The following is a 26,143-nucleotide window of genomic DNA, read 5'->3' on the forward strand; positions in this document are numbered from 1 at the left end:
GCCGGGTAGGCTGGCCACGCCATGATGTCAAGCCAACCGGGCGGTCCCGGCTCCCAGAAGCAGGGCTGGGCCGAGCGCCGCCGCCAGAAGATTCGTGCCGAGATCGAGCGAAACCGCCGCGGCGAGTACACGGTGCCCACCTGGGTGCTGGCGCTCGCCCTGGCCGCGATGGTGGGGGCCTGGGCCACCCTGGTGATCTTGGCCTGAGCGGCGGTCAGCCGGCGAGCCGCGCGGCGTGCCGTCCGGCCGCCGCGGCGGCGAGGAAGTAGGCGTGGTCGGCATCCAGGCCGCGACCCATCGTCGACAGCGCTACCGGGCTGGCCCGCAGCGCGGCGTCGAGGCCGGCTACCGACACCCGGCGCACCTGGTGCCGGGCGGTGAGCGGGGCCAGGGCGGTCTCGACCGCGGTGGCCAGCGCCGGGTCGAGTTGGTCGGGCACGACCAACTCCGCGGGGGCCAGGGCGACCCGGCCGTACGCGGTCAGGCTGTGGTGGGAGACGCCGTGGTGTCGGGGGCGGGGATCCGCGGCGGAGATGCGCAGGGAACCGACCGGCCGTCCACCCAGCGCGGCGATCGCGTTGACCGCCTCGCCGACCGCCACCCCGGAGAAGCCCCAGCGGGTGCCGGTGCCGAGGTTGCCGGGTCCCTGGGCGACGACGGCCAGGTCGGCGTGGAGCACATGCCGTGCGGCGAGCAGGCCGGAGTGCAGGGTGCTCGCCTCCAGGTCGCCGCCGAAGGCCTGCCCCACGCTGATCGTGCCGGCGAGGTGTCCGTGGAGCCCGGCGAGGGTGCGGGAGAACCAGGCCGGCAGTGCGCCCCCATCGGTGAGCAGGTACGCCACCCGTGCGTCGGGTGCGTCGGCGCGGATCCCGGCGAGTACGGCCGGGAGGGCGGAGTGCAGGTCGGCGGTGACCACGGGCAGGCCGTCCAGGTCGTCGGCGTCGGCCAGGGCCGCTCGGTGCGGGGACGCCTCCTCGTCGACGCCGAGCAGGATCGGCTGCAACGGGGTGTAGCGGGCTTTGACCAGGTGACCCCCGGCGCGACTGTCCGCCGGTGCGGGCGGATCCGGTGGCAGCCGGTCCGGCAGGGCCACGACCAGGGCGTAGCCGCCGGTGCCGAGGCCCATCAGCAGGGCGCCGACGTTGAGCAGCACCCGATCGCCGACGCGTGGTTGACCAACCAACTCGGGGTAGGCGAGTGCGCGAATTGTCGAGTCGTCGGCGAGCGTGACGGCCAACTCGACCGCGCCGCTCCACTCCCGCCGCACCGCCGTTACCGTTCCCGACCGCCATCGCACCATGCGCGCGACGCTAGCGGTCGGGTTGGGCGGGTCCGGCATCCGGGGGTGTCACGGGTCGGCGCGACGGTCCGGCCAGACCGGCCCTGGTGACCAACCAGGGCGAGACGCGCGGCGTGATAGGTACATTTGTTCGCTGGCGTTGGCTGCTAGCGTCGTACCGTGTCGCGGACCCGTACCGAACGCCTGGTCAACCTGGTGATCTGTCTCCTGTCCACGCGACGGTTTCTGACCGCCGTGCAGATCGCCGCGACCGTGCCCGGCTACGAGCATGATCCGCACGACGTGCGGGACCACGAGGCGTTCCAACGCAAGTTTGAGCGGGACAAGGCCGAACTGCGCGAGCTCGGCGTCCCGCTGGAGACCGGGACGGCCAGCGCCTTCGACATCGAGCCGGGCTATCGGATCGCCCGCCGGCAGTATGCGCTGCCCGAGATTCCGCTTGAGCCGGACGAGGCCGCGGCGGTCGGCATCGCCGCCCGGCTGTGGCAGCACGCTGGTCTGGCCGCTGCCGCTTCCTCCGGGTTGGCGAAGCTGCGTGCGGCCGGCGTTGACGTGGACCCACAGGCCACGCTCGGGCTGGAGCCGATGGTGACCGTGGACCCGGCCTTCGCGCCGCTGACCGCCGCGGCCCGGGACCGTCGCGAGGTGGCGTTCGACTACCGGGTCCCGGACCGGGACGAGCCGTCCGCCCGCCGACTGCAGCCGTGGGGGGTGGTCTGCTGGCGGGGCCGGTGGTATGTGGTGGGGCACGACCTGGATCGGGCCGCGGCCCGCTGCTTTCGTCTCTCCCGGGTGGTGGGGGCGGTTCGGACGGTGGGCTCGCCGGGGGCGTACGAGCCGCCGGCCGAGGTGGACCTGATCAGCTACGTCGCTCGCTCGTCGGGTCCGGTGGAGCGTACCGGCCGCGCCCGGGTACTCGTCGCGCCCGACCGGGCGGCCGGGTTGCGCCGGTGGGCGGTGGAGACGACCTCGGGTGCCACCGGTGACCAACTCGTCTTGCCGTACGCGGATCCGGAGGCGCTCGCCGGTCAGCTCGTCGGATACGGCCCGGACGTGCGGGTGCTCGACCCACCGGAGGTACGGGAGGCGGTCATCCAGCGACTCAAGGAGACCGTTGCGCGGCATGACCTCGGTGTCGGGGGTGCCCGGTGACCCGGTCTGCGCGGCCCGGATCCCGTACCTCCGCGGACCGGTTGGCCCGGCTGCTTAACCTGGTGCCCTTCCTGTTGGCCCGGCCTGGTATCGAGATCGCCGAGGCGGCGGGTGACCTGGGGGTGACCGAGCGGCAGCTGCGGGAGGATCTGGAGCTGCTCTGGGTGTGCGGGCTGCCGGGCTACGGCCCGGGGGATCTGATCGACATGGCCTTCGACGGCGATCGGGTGACGATCACCTACGACGCCGGCATTGATCGGCCGTTGCGACTGACTCCCGACGAGGCCCTCGCGCTGGTTGTGGCGCTGCGAATGCTGGCGGAGACACCGGGGGTGGCCAACCGGGAAGCGGTGGAACGGGCTCTGGTCAAGATCGAAAATGCCGCGGGTGACCGGTTGGGCGCCCCGGTCGCGGTACGGCTGCCGGCGGACAACCATCGGGTGGCGGAGCTGCGGGCGGCGGTGGAGAGTGGCCGGGCGTTGCGGATCACCTACTACTCCGTGGCCCGGGACGAGACGATCGAGCGGACCGTCGACCCCCTGCGAATGCTCGTCATCGGCGGCCGGGCGTACGTGGAGGCCTGGTGCCGCCGGGCGGAGGGGATGCGGATGTTCCGGGTCGACCGGATCGACGCGGTGACCCGGTTGGACGAGCCGGCGCGGGTGCCGGCGCAGGCGGTGCCGCACGACGTCACCGGCGGTGCGTTCCGGCCCACGACAGATCTGCCGCTGGTCACCCTCCGAATCGGTCGGAGCGAGCGGTGGATCACCGAGTACTACCCGTGTGAGCGGGTCGAACCAGGTGAGGGCGAGTGGTTGGTCTCGCTCCGGGTCACCGATCTGGGCTGGGCCCGCCGCTTCGTGTTGGGCCTGGGCCCGGAGGTCACCGTGGTGGCGCCGGCGGAGCTTGCCGCGCAGGTGCATGCCGCGGCGACCGCTGCCCTTGAGGCGTACGCCACGCCGTCGCCGGGCGCGGCGGGCGCCCCCGGCGACGGCGACGCGGGGCCAGTAGGCTGAGCGCCGTGGTGGTGTGGATTGTGGTCGCGCTGGTGGTGCTCCCGTTCGTGCTACTCGGGCTGGCCGTGCGGCCGGTGTTGACCCGGCTGCGTCGGCTGCGGCGGGCGGCGGTGGCGTTGCAACGGCACGCTGGTGAGGCCGCGGCGCTCCAGGCGACCGCGGTGGCGCTGCAGGCTCGGGCGGAAGGGTTGCAGGAACAGCTGGCGACCACCCAGCGGCGGGCCGCCGCGGTCCGGTCCCGCCGCGGCGGATAGCAGTCGCCACCGACCACGCGGCCCGGGCTGGGGCGAAGCGGCCTGCCGAGGACATCCACGGTTGGCCTAGACTTCACCCAGTCGGAACGGTCCCGTGGCGCCCAGCGGGTGGCAATGCCGCCGGACGCACGTACGATGGCTGCGACACCACCTGCCCGACACTGAGAGACCGGAGCTTCCCATGGGTGCCCTAAGGCCGTGGCACATCGCCGTACTCGTGGTCGTGCTGATCCTGCTCTTTGGCGCGAAGCGGCTCCCCGACGCGGCTCGTTCGCTGGGCCGCTCGTTGCGGATCATCAAGGCCGAGACGAAGAGCCTGCACGACGACGACCGTGACCTGGCCGAGAAGGCCGATGCCCAGGCTGGCTACCAGCCGATGCCGCCGCAGGTGCAGCAGGGGCAGCCGTACCCCCAGCAGTCGCCCTACCCGGCCCCGCCGCAGCAGCAGCCGGTCGTTGACCCGGTGCAGCGCACCCGCGACAACTGATCGAGGGGCCCGACCACCGTGGCCTTCGCCCTGCGTAAACGCGGCCCGAGTAGTTTCCAACGGGCCTCGGAAGGCTCGATGACGCTGGTCGAGCACGTCCGCGAGCTGCGTAACCGGCTGTTCAAAGCGTCGCTGGCGATCCTGATCGGCTTCGGCGTCGGCCTCTGGCTCGCCGGGCCGGTGCGCGGCATCCTACAGCGGCCCTACTGCGAGCTTCCCCAGGCGCAGACCACCGACGGCGCCTGCGACTTCGTGCAGCTCGGTCCCGCTGACCTGTTCCTGCTCAACCTCAAGATCGGTTTATGGGTGGGGCTGATCCTCGCCGCGCCGGTCTGGCTGTACCAGCTGTGGGCCTTCATCGCCCCCGGCCTGCACAAGCACGAGCGGCGCTACGCGTACGCCTTTACCGCGCTCGCGGCTCCGCTGTTCGCCGCCGGCACGGTGCTGGCGTACTTCGTGACCTCCAAGGGCCTGGAGTTCCTGCTGCAGGTCTCCGGCCCCGAGATCAATACCACCCTCGACATCACCCGGTACATCTCGTTCGTCACCAACCTGATCCTGCTGTTCGGGGTGGCGTTCGAGTTCCCGCTGATCGTGTTGATGCTCAACTTCGTCGGCGTTGCCAGCGCGAAGCGGTTGCTGGGCTGGTGGCGGGTGGCGGTGTTCGTGTTCTTCGCCTTCGCGGCGGTGGTCACCCCCACGCCCGATCCGTTCGGCATGACCGCGTTGGCGCTGTGCCTGTGTGCCCTCTACTTCGCGGCTGTCGGTGTCGCGTTCCTCAACGACAAGCGTCGGGGCCGCGGTAAGGAGATCTACGCCGGCCTCAGCGACGACGAGACGTCGCCGCTGACGGAGGGGAGTGACCCGGTCGAGGCGAGTGCCCCGGTCGGGGCGCCGGAGTCGATCGCGGAGCCGGAGCCGGTCGCTAAGCCCGCGCCGGTCGAGCGCCGCTACGACGACATGACCTGACGCCGGTGCCCCTGCCCGCAGGCCATGTCGGGTGGGGATGCGGGCCCGGTCCCGTCCCGGTACGGTGCACGCCGTGACCGCAGTCGATTTTACCGGTGCCGGTCCGGTCGCCGTCCTGGCCAACCCGAGCGCCGGCCGGGGGCGTCACCGCGGGCTGCTGCCCACGGTGGTGCACCGGCTGGCGGCCGGCGGCCATCCGGTGCGGGTGCTTTCGGCGCAGACCCCGGCGCAGGCCCAGGCGGCCTGTCGCGCGGCGGTGGCCGACGGCGCGGCGGCGTTGGTCGCGGTCGGCGGTGACGGCACCGCGCACCTGGCGCTACAGGCGGTGGCGGGCACTTGCGTGCCGTTCGCGGTGGTGCCGGCGGGGACCGGGAATGACTTCGCCGGTGACACCGGCTTCCCGGCCGACCCCCTCGTCGCGGCCGACACGATCGCCGCCGCGCTGCGGCACGGCCGCTCCCATCCGATCGACCTGGCCCGTACCACCGCGGCCGACGGCACGCAGCGGTGGTACGGAGCGGTGCTCGCCGCCGGCATCGACGCGATCATCAACGAGCGGGCCAACCGGATGCGGTGGCCCCGTGGCCCACGCCGCTACGACCTGGCGATCCTGGTGGAGCTGGCCCGGCTGCGGCCCCGCCGTTACACGTTGCGCCTGGATGGGGTGACCCACGAGCTGGACGCCGTGCTGGTGGCGGTCGGCAACTGCGCCCGCTACGGCGGTGGGATGCGGATCTGCCCCGCCGCCGACCCGACCGATGGGCTGCTCGACGTCGTGGTCGGTGGGCGGTTCAACCGGCGTACGCTGCTGCGGATCAAACGCCGCATCTATCCGGGGACGCACGTTGACCACCCGCTGGTGCGCAGCTTCCGGGCGCGGACGGTGGAGGTGGCCGCCGCCGGTATCACCGGTTACGCCGACGGGGAGCCGGTGGCCGAACTGCCGGTGACGATCACCGCGGCGCCGGCGGCGGTGCGGCTGCTGCGCTGATCGCCGGTCAGCCCGGCACAAGTCTGGCGCCGCGCCGAGGTCAGCCCGGCACAGCCAGGTCCAGCACCGCGCCGAGCCCGTTCGGCCGGCCCGCCTCGCCGGGCGGGAGCACCAGCACCGCGCAGCCGGCCGCCACCGCGCCCGCGTCGGCGGGGGTGTCCCCGACCATGAGCACCCGTTCCGGGTCAACGGCCAGCGTCCCGCAGGCGTGCAGGAAGATGCCCGGGTCGGGTTTGCAGCGCCCCACCTCGTACGACAGCACGTACCCGTCCACCAGGTCGGCGAGCCCCCAGGCGGCAAAGAGCGGCCGGATGTCGAAGCCGATGTTGCTGACCACACCCACCCGTACCCCGGCGGCACGCAGGGCGGCCAGGGTGGGAGCGGTATCCGGGTACGGGACCCAACCCTCCGGCACCAGCAACCGCTCGTAGAGCGCGTCGGCGAGCCCCTCGATCCCGGCGTCGATCGTCGCCGCGAGTCCGGTGTACGCGCCGCGATGCGCATGCGGGTACAGGTCCCGGTCGGCCCAGAGTTCGGCCAGCGCGGGCGGGACCCGTCGGGGCAGTGGCCCCCCGGCCCTCCCGGCGGTGAGTAGCCGGTCGGCGAGGGCGGTGGCGCGGATGCGGTCCAGCGTGGTCCCACAGGCGGCAGCCGCCGCGGTGACCCAGGCGGTGGCCTCCTCCACCTGCGCCAGCGTGCCGTGGAAGTCGAAGAGTACCGCTTCCACGGGCCGGCGGGATGCCGTCGGGGTAACGGCACGACCCGGGGCGGTTGTCTGGGCGGGTTCGGTACGGTCCGGCACGCCGTGCACCCTACCGACCGCCCCGGACGGCTCCGGACGGGACGGCCTCGTGGGGCGTACCGGCGCGGCACGCACTAATCTTGGTCCCATGTCGAGCCCCGCCGAGCGGTACGCCGCGGCCCGCCGCCGGGCCGCACAGGCCCCCCTGTCCCCGGCGTTGGACGAGTTCGCCCTCGACCTCGGTGTCGACCTCGACGACTTCCAGCGGGAGGCGTGCCAGGCGCTGGAGCGCGGCAGCGGTGTCCTGGTCTGCGCCCCCACCGGCGCCGGCAAGACGGTCGTCGGCGAGTTCGCCGTCCACCTGGCGCTGCAGGGTGGGACCTCGGCCGACGCGGGGCGCCGCAAGTGCTTCTACACCACCCCGATCAAGGCGTTGTCGAATCAGAAGTACCACGATCTCGTTGACCGCCACGGCGCCGACCAGGTCGGGCTGCTCACCGGTGACAATGCGATCAACGGTGATGCGCCGGTGGTGGTGATGACCACCGAGGTACTGCGCAACATGCTCTACGCCGGCTCGGCGACACTGCAGGGGCTGGCGTACGTGGTGATGGACGAGGTGCACTACCTCGCCGACCGGTTCCGTGGTGGCGTGTGGGAGGAGGTGATCATCCACCTGCCCGCCTCGGTCACGCTGGTGTCGCTGTCGGCGACGGTTTCCAACGCAGAGGAGTTCGCCGACTGGCTGGTCACTGTGCGCGGCGAGACCGAGGTCGTGGTCAGCGAGCACCGGCCGGTGCCGTTGTGGCAACACATGCTGGTTGGCCGGCGGATGTTCGACCTGTTCCACGACGCCGACGCCGCGCGTAAGCACGATGTGCATCCGGAGTTGCTCCGCTATACCCGGGACACGCTGCGTCGCCTCGAGTTGGGGGAGGGGCGCGGCGGCGGCCCGGGGGGTCGGCGTGGGCCGCGGTGGCGGGGGCCGATGCGCCCGGACATCGTTGATCGGCTTGACCGGGAGGGGTTGCTGCCGGCGATTCTGTTTATCTTCAGCCGTGCCGGCTGCGACGCGGCGGTGCAGCAGTGTCTCGCCGCCGGGCTGCGGCTTACCGGCCCAGAGGAGCGGGCCGAGATCCGTCGGGTGGTGGAGAGCCGGATCACCACGATCCCCGGCGAGGACCTGTCGGTGCTCGGCTACTGGGACTGGCTGGACGGGTTGGAGCGGGGCCTCGCCGCACACCACGCCGGCATGCTGCCGGCGTTCAAGGAGGTCGTCGAGGAGCTGTTCGTCCGCGGGCTGGTGAAGGCGGTGTTCGCCACCGAGACCCTCGCGCTGGGCATCAATATGCCGGCCCGCTGCGTGGTGTTGGAACGCTTGGTCAAGTACAACGGCGAGGCGCACGTGGACCTGACGCCCGGCGAGTACACGCAGCTCACCGGCCGAGCCGGTCGCCGCGGCATCGACGTGGAGGGGCACGCCGTGGTGGTGTGGTCCCCGGAGACCGATCCGCGGCATGTGGCCGGCCTGGCATCCACCCGTACGTACCCGCTGCGGTCGAGTTTCCGGCCGTCGTACAACATGGCCGTCAACCTGGTCGGCAGCGTGGGCGCGGAGCCGGCCCGGGCGTTGCTTGAATCCTCGTTCGCGCAGTTCCAGGCGGACCGGTCGGTGGTCGGGCTGGCCCGGCAGGTCCAGCGCAACACCGAGACGGTTCAGGCCTACGGCGCGGAGGCGGCCTGCCAGCACGGCGACTTCGACGCCTACTTCGCGATCCGGGTGGCGATCGCCGACCGGGAGCGGGAGCTGGCCCGGCAGGGGCAGAGCCAGCGAAAGGCGGCGGCGGTCGTCTCGCTGGAGCGGCTGCGGGTCGGCGACGTGATCCGGGTGCCGTCTGGCCGGCGAGCCGGCCTCGCGGTGGTGCTGGACCCGGCCGCCGCTGGCTTCGGGGAGCCCCGTCCGTTGGTGCTGACCCAGGACCGCTGGGCGGGCCGGGTGGGCCCGGGTGACTTCACCACCCCGGCGGAGGTGCTCACCCGGATTCGGGTGCCCAAACACTTCAACCACCGCTCCCCGGCCGCGCGACGGGACCTGGCCGCCGCGGTCAGCGGCACCGGGTTGAACCGGCACGGCAGCCGGCGGGGTGGCCGGTCGCGGCGCGGTGGTGGGGAGGACGACCGGCTCGTGCAGCTCCGCGCCGAGCTGCGCCGCCACCCGTGCCACGCCTGCCCGGAACGGGAGGAGCATGCCCGCTGGGCGGAGCGCCGCCGCCGGCTGGAGAAGGACACCGAGGAGCTGCGGCAGCGGGTGACCGGCCGGACCGGTTCCCTGGCCCGCACCTTCGACCGGATCGTGGCGCTGTTGACGGCCCGCGGCTACCTGGCCGCCGACGGGGGCGTCACCGACGCCGGCCGGATGTTGAGCCGGATCTGGACGGAGGCGGACCTGCTGGTCGCCGAGTGCCTGCGTCGTGGCGTGTGGAACGGGCTCAGTCCGGCCGAGTTGGCGGCGGCGGTGTCGGTGGTGGTCTTCGAGGCCCGTCGGGACGTTGACGAGCGCGCGTCGCTGCCGCGGGGCGCGGTGGCGACGGCGGTTGACGAGACGCTGAAGCTGTGGGGGGAGATCGAGGCCGACGAGGCGGCACAGGGGCTGACCGTGACCCGGGAGCCGGATCTCGGCTTTGCCTGGCCGGTCTACCGCTGGGCCCGTGGGGAGCCACTGGCGAAGGTTCTCGTCAGCGGCCATATCGACGGCGAGATGCCGGCCGGCGACTTCGTCCGCTGGGCCCGGCAGGTGGTGGACCTGCTCGGCCAGCTGGCCGATTCCGGCGGTGCCCCGGCCGAGCTGCGCAGCACCGCGCGGCAGGCCATCGTCGCGGTGAACCGCGGGGTGCTCTCCTATCAGGCCACCGCCTGACGAACCGCGTCTCCTTCGGCAACGCAGCGTCCCCAGCACTGTGCCGCTGGGCGGCGGCGGTCAGTCCGCGCGGTTGGCCAGGGCGTCGACCAGGCGCCGGACGGCGCCGGCGAGGTTCCACCGCTCGGCGAGGTCGAGCAGCCGATCGGGGTCAGCCGGTGCGGCCGGCAGGTCGGTGGGCAGGGCGGGTAGTGGCACATCGAGGGCGACCCGGACCACCGCCGGGGCGACGGCCAGGTAGTCCCGTGCGGCGGTGAGCTTCGCCCGTAACCCCGGCGCGAAACCCGCGCCCGGATCGTCCAGGGCGGCGAGCACACCGGCGATGTCGCCGTGTCGGTCAACGAGCCGGGCTGCGGTCTTCTCGCCGACGCCGGGCACCCCCGGCAGGCCGTCGCTGGGGTCACCGCGCAGAGCAGCGAAGTCGGCGTAGCGGGCGGCGGGCACCCCGTATCGGGCCTGGACCGCAGCGTCGTCGCAGTCTGCCAGCTTCGCCACCCCCCGCCCGATATAGAGCAGCCGCACCCGGCGGGCGTCATCGACCAGCTGGAACAGGTCGCGGTCACCGGAGACCACCTCAACCGGGCCCGGCTGGGTGACCGAAAGGGTGCCGAGCACGTCGTCGGCCTCGTAGCCGGTGGCGCCGACGGTGGTGATGCCGAGTGCGTCGAGTACGTCGAGGATCACCGGGACCTGCGGACTCAGTGTGTCGGGGACCACCTCACCCCCTTCCGGGGCCACCCGGTGCGCCTTGTATGAGGGCAGGAGGGACACCCGCCACTGGGGTCGCCAGTCGTGGTCCATCGCGCACACCATCCGGCCCGGCCGGCGGGTGCGGACCAGGCTCGCCAGCATGTCGAGGAAGCCACGGACGGCGTTGACCGGTTGGCCCTCGGGCCCGACGGCGGCGGACTCCGGAATGCCGAAGTATGCCCGGAAGTAGAGGCTGGGGGCGTCCACGAGCATGAGCGGGGCTGGCATGCTCGACAGCCTGGCACACTGCACCGACATCGGCGTGGATGCCGGCGGCGGCGGAGGGGTCGTTGTCGCAGCTGCTGGCGGAGTCGGTGCGGCCGGCTGCTGGTGCCAGCGGCGCACTTCGGTGCCGCGGCGGTGGGGCGAGCCGAACGACCGTTAAGCTGGTGGGTGCGACGGCTCAACCCCACCCCCACGGAGCTCATCAACCCATGACTGTCGACCGGATTCTCCCCACCGACGAGGCCCACGACCTGCTGGACCTGGCAACCGAACTCGCCGACCGGGAACTCGCGCCGAAGGCCGCCGACCACGAGGAGCGCGCTGAGTTCCCCCGGGAGGTGCTGCGTACCCTGGGCCGGTCGGGCCTGCTCGGCTTGCCGTACGCGGAGGAGTACGGCGGCGCCGCCCAGCCGTACGAGGTGTACCTGCAGGTGTTGGAGATCCTGGCCAGCCGCTGGCTCGCGGTCGCCGAGGCGGTCAGCGTCCACACCCTGTCCTGCTTCCCGCTCGCCGAGTACGGCACGGCGCAGCAGCGGAAGCTGCTACCCGAGCTGATCGGTGGGGAACTGCTGGGCGCGTACTGCCTCTCCGAGCCGCAGGGCGGGTCGGACGCCGCCAGTCTGACCACCCGGGCCGTCCTTGAGGACGAGGAGTACGTCGTCTCTGGCACGAAGGCGTGGATCACGCACGCCCAGGTGGCGGACTTCTACAACATCTTCTGCCGTACCGGCGGTGCCGGCGCGTCGGGCATCTCCTGCCTGCTCGCCGACCGGAACCTGCCCGGGATCGAGCCGCAGCTGCCGGAGCGCACGATGGGGCTGCATGCCTCCCCGGTGGCGCAGGTCGTCTTCGACGGGACGCGGGTGCCGGCGGAGCGGCTGATCGGTGCGGAGGGCGAGGGCTTCGGCATCGCGATGTCCGCGCTGGACTCGGGCCGGCTGGGGATCGCGGCCTGCGCGGTTGGCCTGGCGCAGGCGGCGCTGGACTATGCGGTCGGTTATGCCCGGGAGCGGCGGCAGTTCGGCCGGGCGATCGTCGACTTCCAGGGGCTGGGATTCCTGCTCGCCGATGCCGCCACCCAGATCTCGGCGGCCCGGGCGCTGATGCTGGCGGCGGCGCGGCTGCGCGACGCCGGCCGGCCGTACTCGATCGAGGCGGCGAAGGCGAAGCTGTTCGCCACCGATGTGGCGATGCGGGTGACCACCGACGCGGTGCAGGTGCTGGGCGGCGCGGGCTACGTCGCTGATCACCCGGTGGAGCGGTACATGCGCGAAGCGAAGGTGCTCCAGATCGTTGAGGGGACCAACCAGATCCAGCGGCTGGTGATCTCCCGCGCGTTGGCGAAGGGCTGACGAGGGGGTCCGGGCCCGGGGCTGCGGCGCTGTTCTGGCGACCCAGCGTCGCGTGACGGGCCTTTTCCCGGTAGGTTGCTCGCCGTGGAGGAGATCGACCGGGCCATCGTCGCGGAGCTGGCCGTGGACGGCCGGCTGTCATACACCGACCTCGCGGAGCGGGTGGGGTTGTCGGTCTCCGCAGTGCATCAGCGGGTCCGCCGGCTGGAGCAGCGCGGGGTCATCGGCGGGTACGCGGCACGGGTGTCCTTCGAGGCGCTGGATCTGCCGCTGACGGCGTTTGTGGCGATTCGGCCGTTTGATCCCTCGCAGCCGGATGATGCGCCGGAGCGGCTGGCCCACCTACCGGAGATCGACTCGTGTTACTCGGTCGCGGGGGAGGACTTCTACCTGCTGTTGCTGCGGGTGGCCGGGCCGACCGACCTGGAGCGGGTGCTCCAGGAGATCCGAATGGCGGCGAGTGTGACCACGCGGACCACGGTGGTGTTGTCAACGCCGTACGAGAGTCGACCGCCGAAGATCAGTGCCGGGGTGTCTGGGCGGTTGCGGCCGCGGGGGCCGGGGGAGCCGGCTGGTTCCAGCGAAGGATGACCTGCCGGCCGTGTTCGTGACCGAGCACGCTGACGGTCGCGGTTTCCAGCCGGAATAGCGCCCCGGCGGAGGGCGGTAGGCCGAGCCACCGGGCGGTGAGCACCCGGAGGCTGTGCGCGTGTCCGACCACGGCGACGGTTCCGTGGTCGAGGACGGGGCCCAGTCGGGTGAGCAGCCGGTCGAGCCGCGCACCGACCTGGCTGGGAGACTCGCCGCCGGGGCAGCCGTCAGTCCAGAGGTTCCAGTCGGGGTCCTCCTCGTGGATCTCGGCGGTGGTGCGGCCCTCGATCTCGCCGTAGTTCCATTCGGCAAGGTCGTTGTCCGTCCCGGTTGGGGTGAGGCCGGCGAGCCGTGCGGTGTGCACCGCACGGGCGCAGGGGCTGGTCCAGACGGTGGCGAAGCGCCGGCCGGTGAGCATCGGGCCGAGCGCGCGGGCTTGCCGCTCGCCGTCGGGGGTCAGGGCGAGGTCGGTGTACGAGGTGTGCCGCCGTCGGGCGCTCCACGTGGTCTCACCGTGCCTGATCAGGAGGAGCTCACCCATGCCTTCAGTCAACCACTGGTGCCGCTCTTCTTCCTGACTAGCATCCTAGGATGCACTACGCGATATGCCCGCACGCACCGACGCAGACGAATAGATACCAGCAGTACGGGAAAACCCAGTGTCGATGGCCGAAACGCCACGAGGGGAGAGCGGAGATGGGCTTCGCCACCAAAACGAAGAACCTGGTGGAAGAGCTGACTGGCGCCGCCAAGGAGCGGGTGGGCGATGTCTGCGGCGACGAGCGGCTGCGGGTCGAAGGGCTCCGGCAGCGGGACGACGCCCGTGCTCGCCAGGCCAGGGAGGAGCGCGCTCGGCAGTCGGATCGGGAGTGGGATCGGACTGGGGCGCGGTGACGTGACCGCTTGACCCGACGGGCCCGGAAGCACCTTCCTTCCGGGCCCGTCGTCGTTCCGACTGGTGCTGGCTACGGCCGGATTGCCGTACCGCGGTGCCGCCCACGAGTTGTGGTCACGGGCGACGGGTGAGGTGGGTCAGTCGGCGCGGTGGGTCGCCCACCAGGCCTGCCCGGTCTCGGGCAGGGTGTCAATCGGGTCGTAGTACGCGTACCGCTTGTTGAGCGCCTCCAGGTCGGCGGACTCGATGGAGGTGCGGTAGTTCTTGGTCCAGTACGAGATGCCCCGCTCCCGGTCGTATTCGGTGAGCATGTGCACCCAGCGCTTGCCGACGAAGGGAACGTCGCAGACGATTCGCGGGGTGGCGTAGCCGGGCAGGTAGCCCATGATGTCGTGTTGGAGCTGCTGGGCGTGCCCGACCGGGACCCGCCAGTGCTCGGCGTTGGGGATCATGTCGCACAGGTAGAAGTAGTAGGGCAGGATGCCGGCCTCGCCCTGCAACGCGAAACAGAGATCGAGTAGGTCGGGGGTGGTGGCGTTGACGCCGCGCATGAGGACGCCCTGGTTGCGGACGTCTCGGACCCCGACGTTCAGGGCGGTCTGGGCGGCTTTGGCGACCAGCGGGGTGAGGGACTGGGCGTGGTTGACATGGGTGTGGATCGCGAGGTTGACGCCCCGGCGGGCGGCGGTGCGGGCGACCCGCTCGAGGCCTTCGACGACATCGGCTCGGAGCCAGTGCTGGGGCAGGCCCATCAGGGCCTTGGTGGCGAGCCGGATGTCGCGCACGGTCTCGATGTCGAGCAGGCGCATCAGGTACGACTCAAGGTTCTTCCACGGCACGTTGGCCACGTCACCGCCGGAGACGACGACGTCGCGGACGCCCGGGTGCGCCCGGAGGTAGGTGATGTGGGCGTCGTAGCGGTCGACGGGTTTGAGGGTGAGTTTGAGTTTGTCGATGGCGGGGGTGGAGTTGCCGACCAGGTCCATCCGGGTGCAGTGCCCGCAGTATTGCGGGCAGGTGGAGAGTAGTTCGGCGAGGACCTTTGTGGGGTAGCGGTGGGTGAGGCCTTCGGCGACCCACATGTCGTGTTCGTGCAGAGAGTCACGGCTGGCGTACGGGTGTGAGGGCCAGTCGGTGCGTCGGTCGGAGGCGACGGGGATCATGTAGCGCCGGATCGGGTCGGCGTAGAGGGCCTCGGTGGTCATCGCCTCGAAGGGCACCATGGTGTTGAGCATCTGGGGCGGCACCAGCATGGACATGGTGGCCAGGGCCTTCTGGTCGGCTTCCAGGTCGGCGTAGAAGGTCTCACTGACGAGGTCGCCGAGAACAGCGCGGAGTTGCTTGATGTTCTTGACGCAGTTGGTGCGTTGCCACTGGGCGGACTCCCACTGGTCGCGGCTGATGTGGCGCCAGCCGGGGAAGCGGGTCCAGTCGGGTTCGACGAGGGGGGCTCGTCGGTATTCGTAGGGTTGGCCCGTGGTGGGGGCGGCGGGTGCAGGCTGTGCTGCGGAGATGGTTTCCGCGGGGTGGGTCTGGGTCACGGCCCCCTCCTTGTGGGTGGTGGTGTGATGATCATTCGGCCCCGTAGGGTACTGGAAATTATCCGGTGAAGTAATTATTCTGCCGGAAGTTTTCCCGCCTTGCGAGTCGTGGTCCGGGCTTCGGGCGGCTGGACAGGGAGGTCGTCGTGATTTCACCGGTGGGTTTGCACCGCGTTCTGGAGCCTGCGGGGTTGCTGCCGCAGGCGGCCTGGCGACTGGACGCGAGTCCGGCGATCGCACCGAATGAGGTACGGATCCGGGTGGAGCGGTTGAACCTGGATGCGGCGAGTTTTCGACAGCTGCGGGAGAAGCACGGCGGGTACGGCGCGCGGATCCGCGCCGAGGTGCTGGAGATCATCGCTGCGCGGGGCAAGATGCAGAACCCGGTGACCGGCTCCGGCGGCATGTTGATCGGCACCGTGGAGGAGGCCGGGCGGAGATCGCCGCTGGGGCTGCGGGTGGGTGACCGGGTGGCGACTCTGGTGTCGCTCACGCTGACGCCGTTGGCCGTCGCGGATGGGCTGGCCCGGTGGGATGGGCGCAGTGAGCAGGTCCCATGTGATGGTCATGCCATTCTGTTTGCCCGCTCTATCGCGGCGGTGCTGCCGGCGGATCTGCATCCGGAGTTGTCGCTCGCCGCGCTGGACGTGTGTGGGGCTCCGGCGCTGACCGCGCGGGTGGTGGAGCGGTATGTGGCCGACCGGGCGCGGGAGGGGGACGCCAGGCCGGTTAGCGTCGCGGTGATCGGCGGTGCGGGCAAGAGTGGGTCGCTGTCGTTGGCTGCGGCGCGACGGGCGGGGGCGGCGCGGACCGTCGGGGTGGTGCCGGTGGCGGGGGAGCGGGAAGTGCTGGCGGCGGCCCGGTTGGCGGATGCGGTGGTGCTGGCAGATGCGCGGGATCCGGTTGCGCTGTCGACGGCGGTGACGTCGGCGTTGGGGGTGCCGGCGGACGTGACGGTGGTGTGCGTGGATGTTCCGGGCTGTGAGCATGGGGCGGTGTTGGCCACGGCTGACGGTGGCACGGTGGTGTTCTTCTCGATGGCGACGAGTTTCGCGGCGGCGGCGTTGGGTGCGGAGGGTCTGGCGGCGGATGTGACGATGCTGGTGGGTAACGGGTATGCGCCGGGGCACGCGGAGTTTGCGTTGGATCTATTGCGGTCCGAACCGGGGGTGCGTCCTCTCTTCGAGGCGCGGCTGGCGGCAGACTGAGTGCTATGACGAACCCCTCGACGCTGTACCGCGGCGGTGTGCTGCATTGTCCTGCTGACCCGGGTGCGACTGCCTTGTTGGTCTCTGACGGCCGGATTGCCTGGTTGGGGTCGGATGGTGATGCGCCGGGTGCCGATCAGGTGGTGGATTTGGATGGGGCGCTGGTGACGCCGGCGTTCGTTGACGCGCATGTGCACACGACCGACACCGGGTTGGGGTTGTCGGGGCTGGACGTGTCGGGTGTGCGGTCGGGGCGCGAGTTGTTGGCGGCGGTGGCGGCGTTTGCCGAGGGGTTGCCGCCTGATGGTGTGGTGTTGGGGCACGGCTGGGACGAGTCGACCTGGCCGGTGCCGGTGCCTCCGGAGGCGGGGGAGTTGGGTCGGGCGGCGGCGGGGCGGCGGGTGTATCTGTCGCAGGCGTCGATGCATTCGGCGTTGGTGTCGTCGGCGTTGCTGGCTGCCTGTCCGGGGGTGGTTGCCGCGGCTGGTTTTGCCGAGTCGGGGTGGTTGCGGCGGGATGCACATCATGTGGTGCGGGCGGCAGCTTTTGGTGCGGTTGGTCGGGTGCAGCGGGTGGCGGCGCAGCGGGCGGCGTTGGCGCATGCGGCGTCGTTGGGGGTCGCGGCGGTGCATGAGTGTGGTGGTCCGGAGATTTCCGGCGAGGAGGATTTCACGGGGTTGTTGGGGATCTCCGGGGTGGGGGTGCCGGAGGTGTATGGGTACTGGGGTGAGTTGGGTGGGGCGCAGCGGGCTCGGGAGATGGGTGCGGTGGGTGCGGGTGGGGATGTCTTCGCTGATGGGGCGTTGGGGGCGCAGACGGCTCAGCTGACGGTGCCGTATGCGGATGCGGGTGGGTGTGGGCATGGGTACTTGTCGCTGGAGCAGGTGCGGGATCACTTGTTGGGGTGCGCGACGTACGGGGTGCAGGGCGGTTTTCACGCGATTGGGGATGCGGCGATCGCGACCGTGTTGGCGGGGTTCGCGGCGGTGGCGGAGCGGTTGGGTACGGATCGGGTGCGGGCGGCTCGGCACCGGGTGGAGCATGCGGAGCTCGTGGACAAGCAGATGATTGCCGGGTTTGTGGAGTATGGCGTGGTGGCGTCGGTGCAGCCGGCGTTTGACCGGTTGTGGGGTGGTGTGGGTCGGATGTATGAGTCACGGTTGGGGTCGGATCGGTCGTTGGCCGCTAATCCGTTGGGGTCGATGCATTCGGTGGGGGTGTCGTTGGCGTTCGGGTCGGATTCGCCGGTTACTCCGGTGGATCCGTGGGGGTCGGTGCGGGCGGCGGTGGCGCATCACAATCCGGCGCAGCGGATGAGTGTGCGGGCGGCTTTCGCGGCGCATTCGCGGGGTGGCTGGCGTGCGGTGCGGCTGGATGGTGACGGGGTGTTGGCGTTGGGGGCGCCGGCGACGTTCGCGGTGTGGGATACCCCGGCTGGGGTGGAGCGGGGGTTGCCGGTGTTGCAGGCGGAGGATCCGGAGGCGCGGGGTGCTTCGGACCCGACGCCGTTGCCGGTGTGTCGACGTACGGTGCTGCGTGGTTCGGTGATCTATGGGGAGGGCGGCTTGTGACTGGGAAGCTCGATCTGGATCCGGTGTTGGTGGCGCGGGCGCGGGAGTTAGCTGCTCGTGCTGGGGCATCGGTGGTGGAGTTGGCGCGCGGCCACACGACGGTGTCGGTGGAGCGGGCGGTGCTGCGGCTAGCCGGGGTGCAGGGGGCGGATCCGGATGGGATTCCGTGGGTGAACCGGTTGGTGGATGCGGTGGTCGCGGAGGTGGGCTTGGGGCATGGGGTGGCTGCTCCGGTCTTTGATGCCTTGGCGCGGGAGCAGTTGGCGGATGTGACGCTGTTGGCGCAGAAGGCGGCAGCCGGGTCGGTGCGGTTTGAGGCTCCGGCGGGGCGGGCGGCGACTGCGGCGCGGCGGGCGGCGCGGCGGGCGGTCGCGGCGGGGGTGCGGCGTATTGATCGGCGGCGGGCCGAGCGGGAGCGGTTGGTGCGGCGGTTCGGGGATCCGCCGCAGCGGCCGTGGATCTATCTGATCGTGGCGACGGGGGATATTCACGAGGATATTCCGCAGGCGCAGGCGGCGGCTCGGGCGGGGGCGGATGCGATCGCGGTGATTCGGTCGACGGGGCAGTCGTTGTTGGACTATGTGCCGGAGGGGGCGACTCGGGAGGGCTTTGCTGGTACGTATGCGACGCAGGAGAATTTCCGGCTGATGCGGGCGGCGTTGGATGAGTCGTCGCGGGAGTTGGGTCGGTATGTTCGGTTGACGAATTATGCGTCGGGGCTGTGTATGCCGGAGATGGCGGCGTTGGCGGGCCTTGAGCGGCTGGACATGATGTTGAACGATTCGATGTACGGCATCTTGTTCCGGGATATCAATCCGATTCGTACCTTCGTCGATCAGCGCTTCTCCCGGCAGGTGCACGCCCGGGCGGGGATCATCATCAACACTGGTGAGGACAATTACCTGACGACTGCCGATGCGGTGGACGAGGCGCACACGGTGACGGTGTCGCAGCTGCTCAACGAGTACTTCGCGCATGAGGCGGGGTTGGCGGACTGGCAGTTGGGGTTGGGGCACGCGTTTGAGGTCAACCCGGATGTGCCGGAGTCGTTGCGGTTGGAGTTGGCGCACGCGCTATTGGCGCGGGAGTTGTTCCCGGATGCGCCGTTGAAGTGGATGCCGCCGACGAAGCACATGACCGGGGATGTGTTTCGGGGCAACCTGCTTGATGGTTTCTTCAACCTGGTCGGGGCGCTGACCGGGCAGGGGATTCTGTTGGTGGGGATGATGACCGAGGCGGTGGTGACGCCGTGGCTGTCGGATCGGGACATCGCCTTGCAGAACGTCCGGTATGTGTTGGGTGCCGCGGGTGGGCTGCACGAGGACTTCGTGCCGGCGCCGGGCGGGTTCATTCAGCAGCGGGCGCACCTGGTGTTGCGTTCGGCGGTGGAGTTGTTGGAGCGGATCGGGGAGCAATCGTTGCTGACGGCGATCGGCGAGGGCACGTTCGGGATCATGAAGCGGCCGGCGGACCGGGGCAGGGGGTTGGACGGGGTGGCGCGGCACGAGGGCGACTACTACAACCCGGCGGTGGAGATCCTGGAAGGGGCGGGGTCGTGACGGTCGTGCCGGAGAAGCAGGTCGTGCGGCCGTATGGGGACACTACTGGTGACGGCATGGTGCAGGTGTCGTTCACATTGCCGTTGCCGCACGACAAGCGGGCTGAGGGTGCGGCGATCCAGCTGGCGGGGAAGATGGGCATCGACCCGGCGATGCTGGTGCATGCTCGGCCGATGGGGGACGGGTTCACCTTCTTCGTGGTGTACGGGCGGGTGAACCACCTGGTGGACACCGCAGCGGTGCGGGTGGTGGAGCGGGACTTTCCGTTGCTGTCGGCGAAGGAGGTCAACGCAGTGGTCAAGCGGCAGCTGCGGCGCAAGCTGTCGGTGGTGGGGGCGTGTATCGGCACTGACGCGCACACCGTGGGGATCGACGCGATTCTCAACGTCAAGGGCATCGCCGGGGAGAAGGGGCTGGAGTACTACCGGGAGTTGCGGGTCAGCAATCTGGGCGCGCAGGTGAGTGTGCCGGATTTGGTGGCGGCGGCTCGGGCGGAGCGGGCGGATGCGGTGTTGGTGTCGCAGGTGGTCACGCAGCGGGATGCGCATCTGCACAACACGCGGGAGATGTCGGCGGCGTTTCGGGAGGCGTGGCCGGCGGGGAAGCGGCCGTTGTTGATTGTCGGTGGGCCGCGTTTCGATGAGGCGATGACCGCCGAGTTGGGGGTGGACCGGATCTTCGGCCGTGGCACCACTCCGGCTGAGGTGGCTTCCTACCTGGTCCATGCGTTGATCACGAGCCGGAAGGCGGCGACGGTATGAGTGACCCGAGGGTCGGGGTGACGGTGGCGCACCGGCGGTATGTGCCGTACTCGCATGCGCACTATGCGGGCAGTCTGGTCGATGGGGCGTACGCGTTGGGTTTGTTCGGGGATGTCGCCACGGAGGTCTGTATCCGTACCGACGGGGACGAGGGGTTGTTCGCCGGCTACGCGGACGTGCGGTTCGTGGCGCCGGTGCGCGCCGGTGACGTGGTGGAGGTGACTGGTCGGGTCACCCGGGTGGGTACGCGTAGCCGCACGTTGGAGTTGAGCTGCGTGGTGGTGTGTCGGGGCCGTCCGGATCGGGGGGAGTCCGCGGCGCAGGTGTGTGATCCGCCGATCGTGGCGGTCACCGCGACGGGCACGGTGGTCGTGCCGCCGGCGGCGTGAACGTCGCGATCTGCGCGGATGTCGGCTCCACGTTCACGAAGGTGGCGGTGGTCGATCTCGACGGCGCGGGTCTGGTCGCTACGACGTCACTGCCCACCACGGTGGGCAGTGACGTGTTGCGGGGGCTGGACGCGGCGGTGGCGGCGGCGACCGACGGCCTGCCGGTGGGGGACGCGCCGTGGTACGTGTGTTCGTCTGCTGGGGGCGGGCTGCGGTTGGCGGTGGTCGGCTATGAACAGTTGGTGACCGCGCAGGCGGGCCGTCGGGTGGGTCTGTCGGCGGGGGCGAACGTGGTGCATGTGGCCGCGGGTCGGCTTGGCGCGGCGGATCTGGCGGCGGTGCGGGCGGCCCGCCCGGATGTGCTGCTGCTGGTCGGCGGCACCGACGGCGGCGACGCGGAGACGTTGACGCACAACGCGACCCGGTTGGCGCGGGCCCGCTGGCGGGTTCCGGTGGTCCTCGCCGGTAACGCGCAGGTCCGCGACGACCTGTCGTCGATGCTGGTGTCGGCGCGGGTGCCGGTGACCGTGGCGGAGAATGTGCTGCCCCGGATCGGGGTGTTGGCGCCGGCTGGGGCGCGGGCGGCGATCCGCGAGGTGTTCCTGCGGCATGTGATCGGCGGCAAGCGGCTGTCGCGGGGGCCGCGGTTCCCGCGGCTGGTGCGGGCGGCCACCCCGGATGCGGTGCTGACCGGCGTGGAGTTGCTCGCCGACATGCTCGGCGGTGACTTGGCGGTGGTGGATGTCGGTGGGGCGACCACCGACGTGTACTCGGTGCTGACGCCGGATGAGCGGGAGAGCGGGCCGGGCCGGGAGGTGGCGGGCAACCTGTGGCGGGCCCGCACCGTCGAGGGGGATCTGGGGGTGCGGTGGAGCGCCCCGGGTGTGGTGCGGGCAGCGGTGGAGGAGCGGCTGCTCGACGGGGCCGACGCCGAGGTGTTGGCGGCGGCGGCGCAGCGGCGTGCCGACGACCCGGCGTACCTTCCGGTCGGTGGGGCGCAGCGGTCGACGGACGCGCGGTTGGCTGCCTTGGCGGCCACGGTGGCGTTGCGGCGGCACGCCCGCGGGGCGACCACCGGTGAACGGGCGGGTCGGGATCTGCGGGATGTTCGGCTGCTGGTGGGTTCGGGTGGGGTGCTGCGGCACGCCGTGCCCGCGGATGCCGCGGGGGTGCTCGCGGGGGTGCTCGCCGACCATGCCGGTGGGTGGCCGTTGCCGCGTGCCGCCCGGCCGGTCGTTGACGTGGACTATGTGCTGGCCGCCGCGGGGTTGCTCGGCGCCGAGCACCCGGTCGCGGCGCGTGCTCTTACTGACCGGCTCCGCGCGGGCGGCTAGGCCGTCCTGGTTGCCCGATCTGCGGGTGGCGCGGTGCGGCTGGCCGGCGCGGATGGTGCGACACGCCGGGTGGCGGCGACGACTCGTCGGCCCCGGGTTGACAGCGCCCCGGGGGGAGCACGTACCGTCTTTGAGTCCTACTACGGGAAGCGGCTGTTGTTCGCTTCGTCCCTTCGTCCGCTGGCCGAGCGACACGAGTGTGTGGTCGCGGCGGCCAGGTCCAGCGGGCGGGGGTCGGCGGGGCGGCGCGGACCGGCCGCGGTTACCGGTGTACGGGCAGGGTGAGAGGCACGGCCAGTAGACAACGGCCAGGCGGGGGCAGCCAGTCTTCCGTCCGGTCGGTCCGAAGGTCGGCGCGTCGCATTCTCGCCCCACCGGCCGGGAAGGGCCTGGGAGCATCGGGGTGCGGCGGTTGCCGCGCCCCGATTTCCGTTTTCCCGGGGTACCGGTCGAGGTGGGGGCCGCTGTGGTGTGCTGGCGGGGCGGCTCGGATCGGGCCGAGTACCCTTCGGCAGGTGATCGTGGACATGCCGGCGACGGCGGACATGCCGGCAACGGCTGTGGGAATGAAGCGGGAACGTCGGTTGCCGTTGCCGGTTGCGATGGTGGCGGCGGTCGGCGGGGGCGTGGCGATGCTGCTGGCGTTCCCGCCGTACGGGGTGTGGCCGCTGGCGGCGGTCGGGGTGGCCCTGTTGGCCGGTGCAACCCACCGCCGGCGTCCACGCGCTGGTGCTGGCCTCGGGTTCCTGACCGGGGTGGCGTTCTTCGCCCCGCTGCTGGGCTGGACCAACCTGCACACCGGCTATTTGCCGTGGGTGCTGCTGTCGCTGTTGCAGGCCGGCTACCTGGCGCTGCTCGGTGCGGCCACCGCGTGGGTTTCTCCGCTGGTTGACCGGTTCCGGTGGGGGTGGCCGGTGTTGACCGGGGTGCTGTGGGTGGCGCAGGAGGCGCTGCGGGATCGCACTCCGTTCGGTGGTTTCCCGTGGGGTCGGTTGGCGTTCAGCCAGGACGGGTCGCCGCTGCTGCGGTTGGCCGCCCTGGGTGGGGCGCCGCTGGTCACCTTCGCGGTCGCGGTGATCGGTGGGCTGCTGGTGGCTGCGGCCTGGTCGGCCTGGTCGGCGGGGCGCCACCCGGGCCGGCGGTGGACGCCGGTGGCGGGGGCGTTGGTGGCGGCGGCGGCGGTGCCGGCTGTCGGGCTGCTCGTGCCGATCCGCGCCGACGGCGGTGGGGAGACGGTGACGGTGGCGATCGTGCAGGGCAACGTGCCGCGGCTGGGACTGGACTTCAACGCCCAACGGCAGGCGGTGCTGAACAACCACGTCGAGGCCACCATCGAGCTCGCCGACCAGGTGGCCTCCGGGGCCCGACCCCGCCCCGACCTGGTGGTGTGGCCGGAGAACTCCAGCGACATCGACCCGCTGCAAGACGCTTCCGCCCGTGACCGGATCCAGTCCGCTGCCGACGCGGTGGGCGTGCCGATCCTGGTTGGGGCGGTGCTGCGCGGCCCGGGGGAGGGGCAGGTACGCAACGCGGGGCTGCTGTGGCGACCGGGGGTCGGCCCGGATCTCGACCAGTTGTACACGAAGCGGCACCCGGTGCCGTTCGCCGAGTATGTGCCGTTTCGTGACGTGGCGCGACTGGTCAGCAAGCAGGTTGACCGGGTGCGGTCTGATTTCGTGCCGGGTAGCACCCCGGGAGTGTTGGCTGCCGGTCCGGTGGTGCTTGGTGATGTGATCTGCTTCGAGGTCGCCTACGACGAGGTGGTCCGGGACACTGTTACCGGTGGGGCGCAGCTGCTGGTGGTACAGACCAACAACGCCACCTTCGATGTGGCTGAGGCCCGGCAGCAGCTGGCCATGGTGCGGCTGCGGGCGGTCGAGCATGGTCGTCCGGCGCTGATGGCCTCGACGGTGGGCGTTTCCGGGTTCGTTTCCCCGGACGGGCGGGTAAGTGATGCCACCGAGTTCAATACCCGCGCGATCGTGGTGCGGCAGCTGCACCTCGCCGACGGAGAGACCTTCGCGACCCGGGTCGGGTTGTGGCCGGAGGTGGCGCTGACGGTCCTGGCCGTGGCGGCCCTGGCCGCAGCCGGGGTGCGGCGACGCGCCCGCGGCGCGGCGACCGCCGGTACGCCGGTGAGAGGGAGGCAGGACGGTGCGTGACGAGACCGGTCATCCCGGGGTGGGACGGGTGCTCGTGGTCATCCCGACCTACAACGAGGCCGACAACCTGACCTGGATCGTGGAACGGGTGCGTCGGGCGGTGCCGTCGGTGGACGTTTTGGTTGCCGATGACAACAGCCCGGATGGCACCGGTGCGCTCGCTGATGCCCTCGCCGGGCAGGATCGGCGGGTGCATGTGCTGCACCGGGAGGGCAAGCAGGGGCTCGGCGCCGCCTATCTGGCCGGGTTCGGGTGGGCACGCCAGCGCGGCTACGACGCGGTGGTGGAGATGGACGCCGACGGCTCGCACGCCCCGGAGGATCTGCCGGCGATGCTGGCCGCGGCCCGCGACGCGGACGTGGTGATCGGATCCCGGTGGACCCGCGGGGCGCAGGTGCTCAACTGGCCGCTGCGGCGGCTGCTGTTGTCGCGTTGCGGCAACCTGTATGCGCGGCTGGCCCTGGGGATGCCGGTCTCCGACGCCACCGGCGGCTACCGGGTGTATCGACTCAGCGCCCTGGACGCGTTGGACCTGGCGTCGGTGTGCTCGCAGGGGTATTCGTTCCAGGTGGAGTTGTCCCGGCTGGCCCACCGGGCCGGGGTGCGGATCGTGGAGGTGCCGATCACGTTCGCCGAGCGCGAACGGGGCAGCAGCAAGATGAGCCCGCTCATCGTCGCCGAGGCGTTGTGGCGGATCACCGGGTGGGCGGTGGCGGACCGGCGGCTGGCCTTCCGCCGGGGGCTACACGGCACGCCCACGGGGCAGATCCGTTGGCCGTAGTGCTGCCCTGGTCCCCTTCGCTGCCCGGCGGCGGCGTCCCCGCCGCTGGTGGCGGGAGCCGGCGGCGGTGTGGCCGTGTCATGCTGGACGGGCGGGACGACGTAGGCCACCACCGGCGAACCGGGCGGTGGGGGCGTGGCGGTCGGGTGGTGAGGTGAGGATGCGCCGGGGACTGAGGTTCGTACCGTTGGCGTTGTTGCTGGCGGCGTTGGTGGAGCTGGCGGTGTTCGTGGCCGTGGGCCGGGCCGCCGGGTTCGGGATTGCGGTGCTGGCCGTGTTCGCAGCGTCGCTGCTGGGCATGGCGCTGCTGCGCCGGGAAGGGATGCGCGCGTGGCGGGGCTTCCAGACCGCGGCGCGGGCTGGTCAACCGCCGGGCTCGCAGGTCACCGATGGTCTGGTGGGGTTGCTCGGCGCGCTGTTGTTGGCCACTCCCGGTCTGCTCAGCGGGGCGCTGGGGGTGGTGCTGTTGGTGCCGCCGGTGCGCCGGCTGGCCCGCGCGGGGGTACGGCGCACGGCGGAGCGGCGAGTGTCGTCGATGGTCGCCGGTGATCTGTTTGGGCCGCGCCGGGTGCGGGTGCACCGGGGCGCCCCGCAGCAGCAGCCGCCGTCGGCGGAGCCGACCGTGGTCGACGGCGGCCAGCCCATCGAGGGGGAGATCGTCGAGCCACGGCAGGGCTGAGGTGGGCATCCGGCGCTGAGATGAGCGCGAGGTGGGCACTTGACACGCCCGCACCCGCCGACCTCGACCCGGCGCCCGAGCTGGCCCCGACACGACGGCGCCCGCCCCGGGTGGGAGACCCGGGGCGGGCGCCGTCGTCGGGTGGTTCAGGCGCGCCCGCGGCGGGTGCGGACCTCCTTGAGCCGTTCGGCGAGAATGTCTTCAAGTTCGGCGATCGATCGCCGCTCCAACAGCATGTCCCAGTGGGTACGCGGCGGCTTCGCCTTCTTCTGCTCCGGTTCGTTGCCGTCAACCAGCCGGGCGACGCTGCCGTCGAACTTACATTCCCAGGTCATCGGGACCTCGGCGTCAACGGCGAACGGCACCTCGAACTGGTGACCCTTGGCGCACAGGTACTCGCGGGTCTGACGCGGCGCGAGCTCGGTGTTACGGTCGGATTCGTAGCTGACCGCGCCCAGACGGCTTCCGCGCAGCATGCGCTCGCCCATGATCGTCTTCCCCTCGTTTGTGGTGCTGG

26 protein-coding genes are annotated in these 26,143 nt (G+C 71.4%); 20 read left to right on the plus strand and 6 right to left on the minus strand.

The features are described from left to right. Positions 1–21: 21 nt before the first annotated feature. Entirely contained in the window at positions 22–207 is a 186-nt protein-coding gene (locus K228_RS0106185; RefSeq protein ID WP_025617639.1) for a hypothetical protein, read from the plus strand. 7 nt (positions 208–214) lie between these two features. Here K228_RS0106185 and K228_RS0106190 read toward each other — a convergent pair whose 3' ends face one another. Continuing rightward, entirely contained in the window at positions 215–1,300 is a 1,086-nt protein-coding gene (locus tag K228_RS0106190; RefSeq protein ID WP_025617640.1) for a DUF3866 family protein, read from the minus strand. 159 nt (positions 1,301–1,459) lie between these two features. Between K228_RS0106190 and K228_RS0106195 the strand changes: the two genes are divergently transcribed. From K228_RS0106195 to K228_RS0106220, 6 genes are all read left to right on the plus strand, one after another. Continuing rightward, positions 1,460–2,452, plus strand: coding sequence for a helix-turn-helix transcriptional regulator (locus tag K228_RS0106195; protein ID WP_025617641.1), 993 nt, complete (start codon positions 1,460–1,462; stop codon positions 2,450–2,452). Next, positions 2,449–3,468, plus strand: a complete 1,020-nt coding sequence (locus tag K228_RS0106200; protein WP_025617642.1) for a helix-turn-helix transcriptional regulator — start codon at positions 2,449–2,451, stop codon at positions 3,466–3,468. Before K228_RS0106195 ends, K228_RS0106200 begins: the two co-directional genes overlap by 4 nt. A 5-nt stretch (positions 3,469–3,473) precedes the next feature. Continuing rightward, on the plus strand, positions 3,474–3,722 hold the full coding sequence (locus K228_RS0106205) for a hypothetical protein (protein ID WP_025617643.1): 249 nt from the start codon (positions 3,474–3,476) through the stop codon (positions 3,720–3,722). A gap of 181 nt (positions 3,723–3,903) precedes the next feature. Then, positions 3,904–4,209, plus strand: a complete 306-nt coding sequence (gene tatA / locus K228_RS0106210) for a Sec-independent protein translocase subunit TatA (protein WP_018818767.1) — start codon at positions 3,904–3,906, stop codon at positions 4,207–4,209. An 18-nt stretch (positions 4,210–4,227) separates the two neighbouring features. Next, positions 4,228–5,178 (plus strand): twin-arginine translocase subunit TatC, encoded by a 951-nt coding sequence (gene tatC, locus K228_RS0106215; RefSeq protein ID WP_025617644.1) that lies wholly within the window; start codon positions 4,228–4,230, stop codon positions 5,176–5,178. Between the two features lie 73 nt (positions 5,179–5,251). Further along, a complete protein-coding gene (locus K228_RS0106220) occupies positions 5,252–6,169 on the plus strand; it encodes a diacylglycerol kinase family protein (protein ID WP_025617645.1) in 918 nt (305 codons plus the stop codon). A gap of 40 nt (positions 6,170–6,209) precedes the next feature. Here K228_RS0106220 and K228_RS0106225 read toward each other — a convergent pair whose 3' ends face one another. Then, positions 6,210–6,971, minus strand: coding sequence for an HAD family hydrolase (locus K228_RS0106225; protein ID WP_025617646.1), 762 nt, complete (start codon positions 6,969–6,971; stop codon positions 6,210–6,212). An 88-nt stretch (positions 6,972–7,059) separates the two neighbouring features. Between K228_RS0106225 and K228_RS0106230 the strand changes: the two genes are divergently transcribed. Then, entirely contained in the window at positions 7,060–9,828 is a 2,769-nt protein-coding gene (locus K228_RS0106230) for a DEAD/DEAH box helicase (protein ID WP_025617647.1), read from the plus strand. A gap of 60 nt (positions 9,829–9,888) precedes the next feature. On the opposite strand, the gene K228_RS0106235 is transcribed toward K228_RS0106230, so the two are convergent. Next, on the minus strand, positions 9,889–10,806 hold the full coding sequence (locus tag K228_RS0106235) for a 5'-3' exonuclease (RefSeq protein WP_025617648.1): 918 nt from the start codon (positions 10,804–10,806) through the stop codon (positions 9,889–9,891). A gap of 206 nt (positions 10,807–11,012) precedes the next feature. Between K228_RS0106235 and K228_RS0106240 the strand changes: the two genes are divergently transcribed. Both K228_RS0106240 and K228_RS0106245 read left to right on the plus strand, forming a co-directional pair. Next, positions 11,013–12,155 (plus strand): acyl-CoA dehydrogenase family protein, encoded by a 1,143-nt coding sequence (locus K228_RS0106240; protein WP_025617649.1) that lies wholly within the window; start codon positions 11,013–11,015, stop codon positions 12,153–12,155. An 84-nt stretch (positions 12,156–12,239) separates the two neighbouring features. Beyond that, positions 12,240–12,746, plus strand: a complete 507-nt coding sequence (locus K228_RS0106245) for an Lrp/AsnC family transcriptional regulator (RefSeq protein ID WP_025617650.1) — start codon at positions 12,240–12,242, stop codon at positions 12,744–12,746. Here K228_RS0106245 and K228_RS0106250 read toward each other — a convergent pair. Next, positions 12,676–13,287 (minus strand): histidine phosphatase family protein, encoded by a 612-nt coding sequence (locus tag K228_RS0106250; protein ID WP_025617651.1) that lies wholly within the window; start codon positions 13,285–13,287, stop codon positions 12,676–12,678. The genes K228_RS0106245 and K228_RS0106250 overlap by 71 nt on opposite strands. Positions 13,288–13,442: 155 nt before the next feature. Between K228_RS0106250 and K228_RS0106255 the strand changes: the two genes are divergently transcribed. Further along, complete coding sequence (locus tag K228_RS0106255) at positions 13,443–13,640, plus strand: CsbD family protein (protein WP_025617652.1); 198 nt, start codon at positions 13,443–13,445, stop codon at positions 13,638–13,640. Positions 13,641–13,778: 138 nt separating this feature from the next. Here the strand turns inward: K228_RS0106255 and K228_RS0106260 are convergent, their stop codons facing one another. Continuing rightward, on the minus strand, positions 13,779–15,182 hold the full coding sequence (locus K228_RS0106260; RefSeq protein ID WP_025617653.1) for a KamA family radical SAM protein: 1,404 nt from the start codon (positions 15,180–15,182) through the stop codon (positions 13,779–13,781). A 149-nt stretch (positions 15,183–15,331) separates the two neighbouring features. On the opposite strand from K228_RS0106260, the gene kdd reads away from it, so the two are divergent. The 9 genes from kdd to K228_RS0106305 all read left to right on the plus strand — a co-directional run bounded on the left by kdd (position 15,332) and on the right by K228_RS0106305 (position 25,626). Further along, positions 15,332–16,390 carry an L-erythro-3,5-diaminohexanoate dehydrogenase gene (kdd, locus tag K228_RS0106265; protein WP_025617654.1) on the plus strand — a complete coding sequence of 353 codons (1,059 nt, stop codon included), beginning with the start codon at positions 15,332–15,334 and terminating at the stop codon, positions 16,388–16,390. A gap of 5 nt (positions 16,391–16,395) precedes the next feature. Then, positions 16,396–17,961, plus strand: coding sequence for an amidohydrolase (locus K228_RS0106270; protein ID WP_025617655.1), 1,566 nt, complete (start codon positions 16,396–16,398; stop codon positions 17,959–17,961). Further along, complete coding sequence (gene kamD / locus K228_RS0106275; protein WP_025617656.1) at positions 17,958–19,520, plus strand: lysine 5,6-aminomutase subunit alpha; 1,563 nt, start codon at positions 17,958–17,960, stop codon at positions 19,518–19,520. The genes K228_RS0106270 and kamD overlap by 4 nt, the downstream gene beginning before the upstream one ends. Next, the gene (gene kamE, locus K228_RS0106280) at positions 19,517–20,281 is read left to right on the plus strand and encodes a lysine 5,6-aminomutase subunit beta (RefSeq protein WP_025617657.1); all 765 of its coding nucleotides are present in this window, start codon (positions 19,517–19,519) and stop codon (positions 20,279–20,281) included. The genes kamD and kamE overlap by 4 nt, the downstream gene beginning before the upstream one ends. Then, entirely contained in the window at positions 20,278–20,670 is a 393-nt protein-coding gene (gene kal, locus K228_RS0106285) for a 3-aminobutyryl-CoA ammonia lyase (protein ID WP_025617658.1), read from the plus strand. The genes kamE and kal overlap by 4 nt, the downstream gene beginning before the upstream one ends. Then, entirely contained in the window at positions 20,667–22,004 is a 1,338-nt protein-coding gene (locus K228_RS0106290) for a glutamate mutase L (protein ID WP_025617659.1), read from the plus strand. Before kal ends, K228_RS0106290 begins: the two co-directional genes overlap by 4 nt. A gap of 527 nt (positions 22,005–22,531) precedes the next feature. Next, positions 22,532–24,166: an apolipoprotein N-acyltransferase gene (gene lnt / locus K228_RS0106295; protein WP_425414499.1), complete on the plus strand. Its 1,635-nt coding sequence runs from the start codon at positions 22,532–22,534 to the stop codon at positions 24,164–24,166. Continuing rightward, the gene (locus K228_RS0106300) at positions 24,159–24,947 is read left to right on the plus strand and encodes a polyprenol monophosphomannose synthase (RefSeq protein ID WP_025617661.1); all 789 of its coding nucleotides are present in this window, start codon (positions 24,159–24,161) and stop codon (positions 24,945–24,947) included. Before lnt ends, K228_RS0106300 begins: the two co-directional genes overlap by 8 nt. A 160-nt stretch (positions 24,948–25,107) precedes the next feature. Beyond that, positions 25,108–25,626 (plus strand): FxsA family protein, encoded by a 519-nt coding sequence (locus K228_RS0106305; protein WP_025617662.1) that lies wholly within the window; start codon positions 25,108–25,110, stop codon positions 25,624–25,626. A gap of 146 nt (positions 25,627–25,772) precedes the next feature. On the opposite strand, the gene K228_RS0106310 is transcribed toward K228_RS0106305, so the two are convergent. After that, on the minus strand, positions 25,773–26,114 hold the full coding sequence (locus tag K228_RS0106310; protein ID WP_012013503.1) for an RNA polymerase-binding protein RbpA: 342 nt from the start codon (positions 26,112–26,114) through the stop codon (positions 25,773–25,775). Positions 26,115–26,143 lie beyond the last annotated feature (29 nt).

Source organism: Salinispora cortesiana (assembly GCF_000484695.1).
Lineage (GTDB): Bacteria > Actinomycetota > Actinomycetes > Mycobacteriales > Micromonosporaceae > Micromonospora > Micromonospora cortesiana.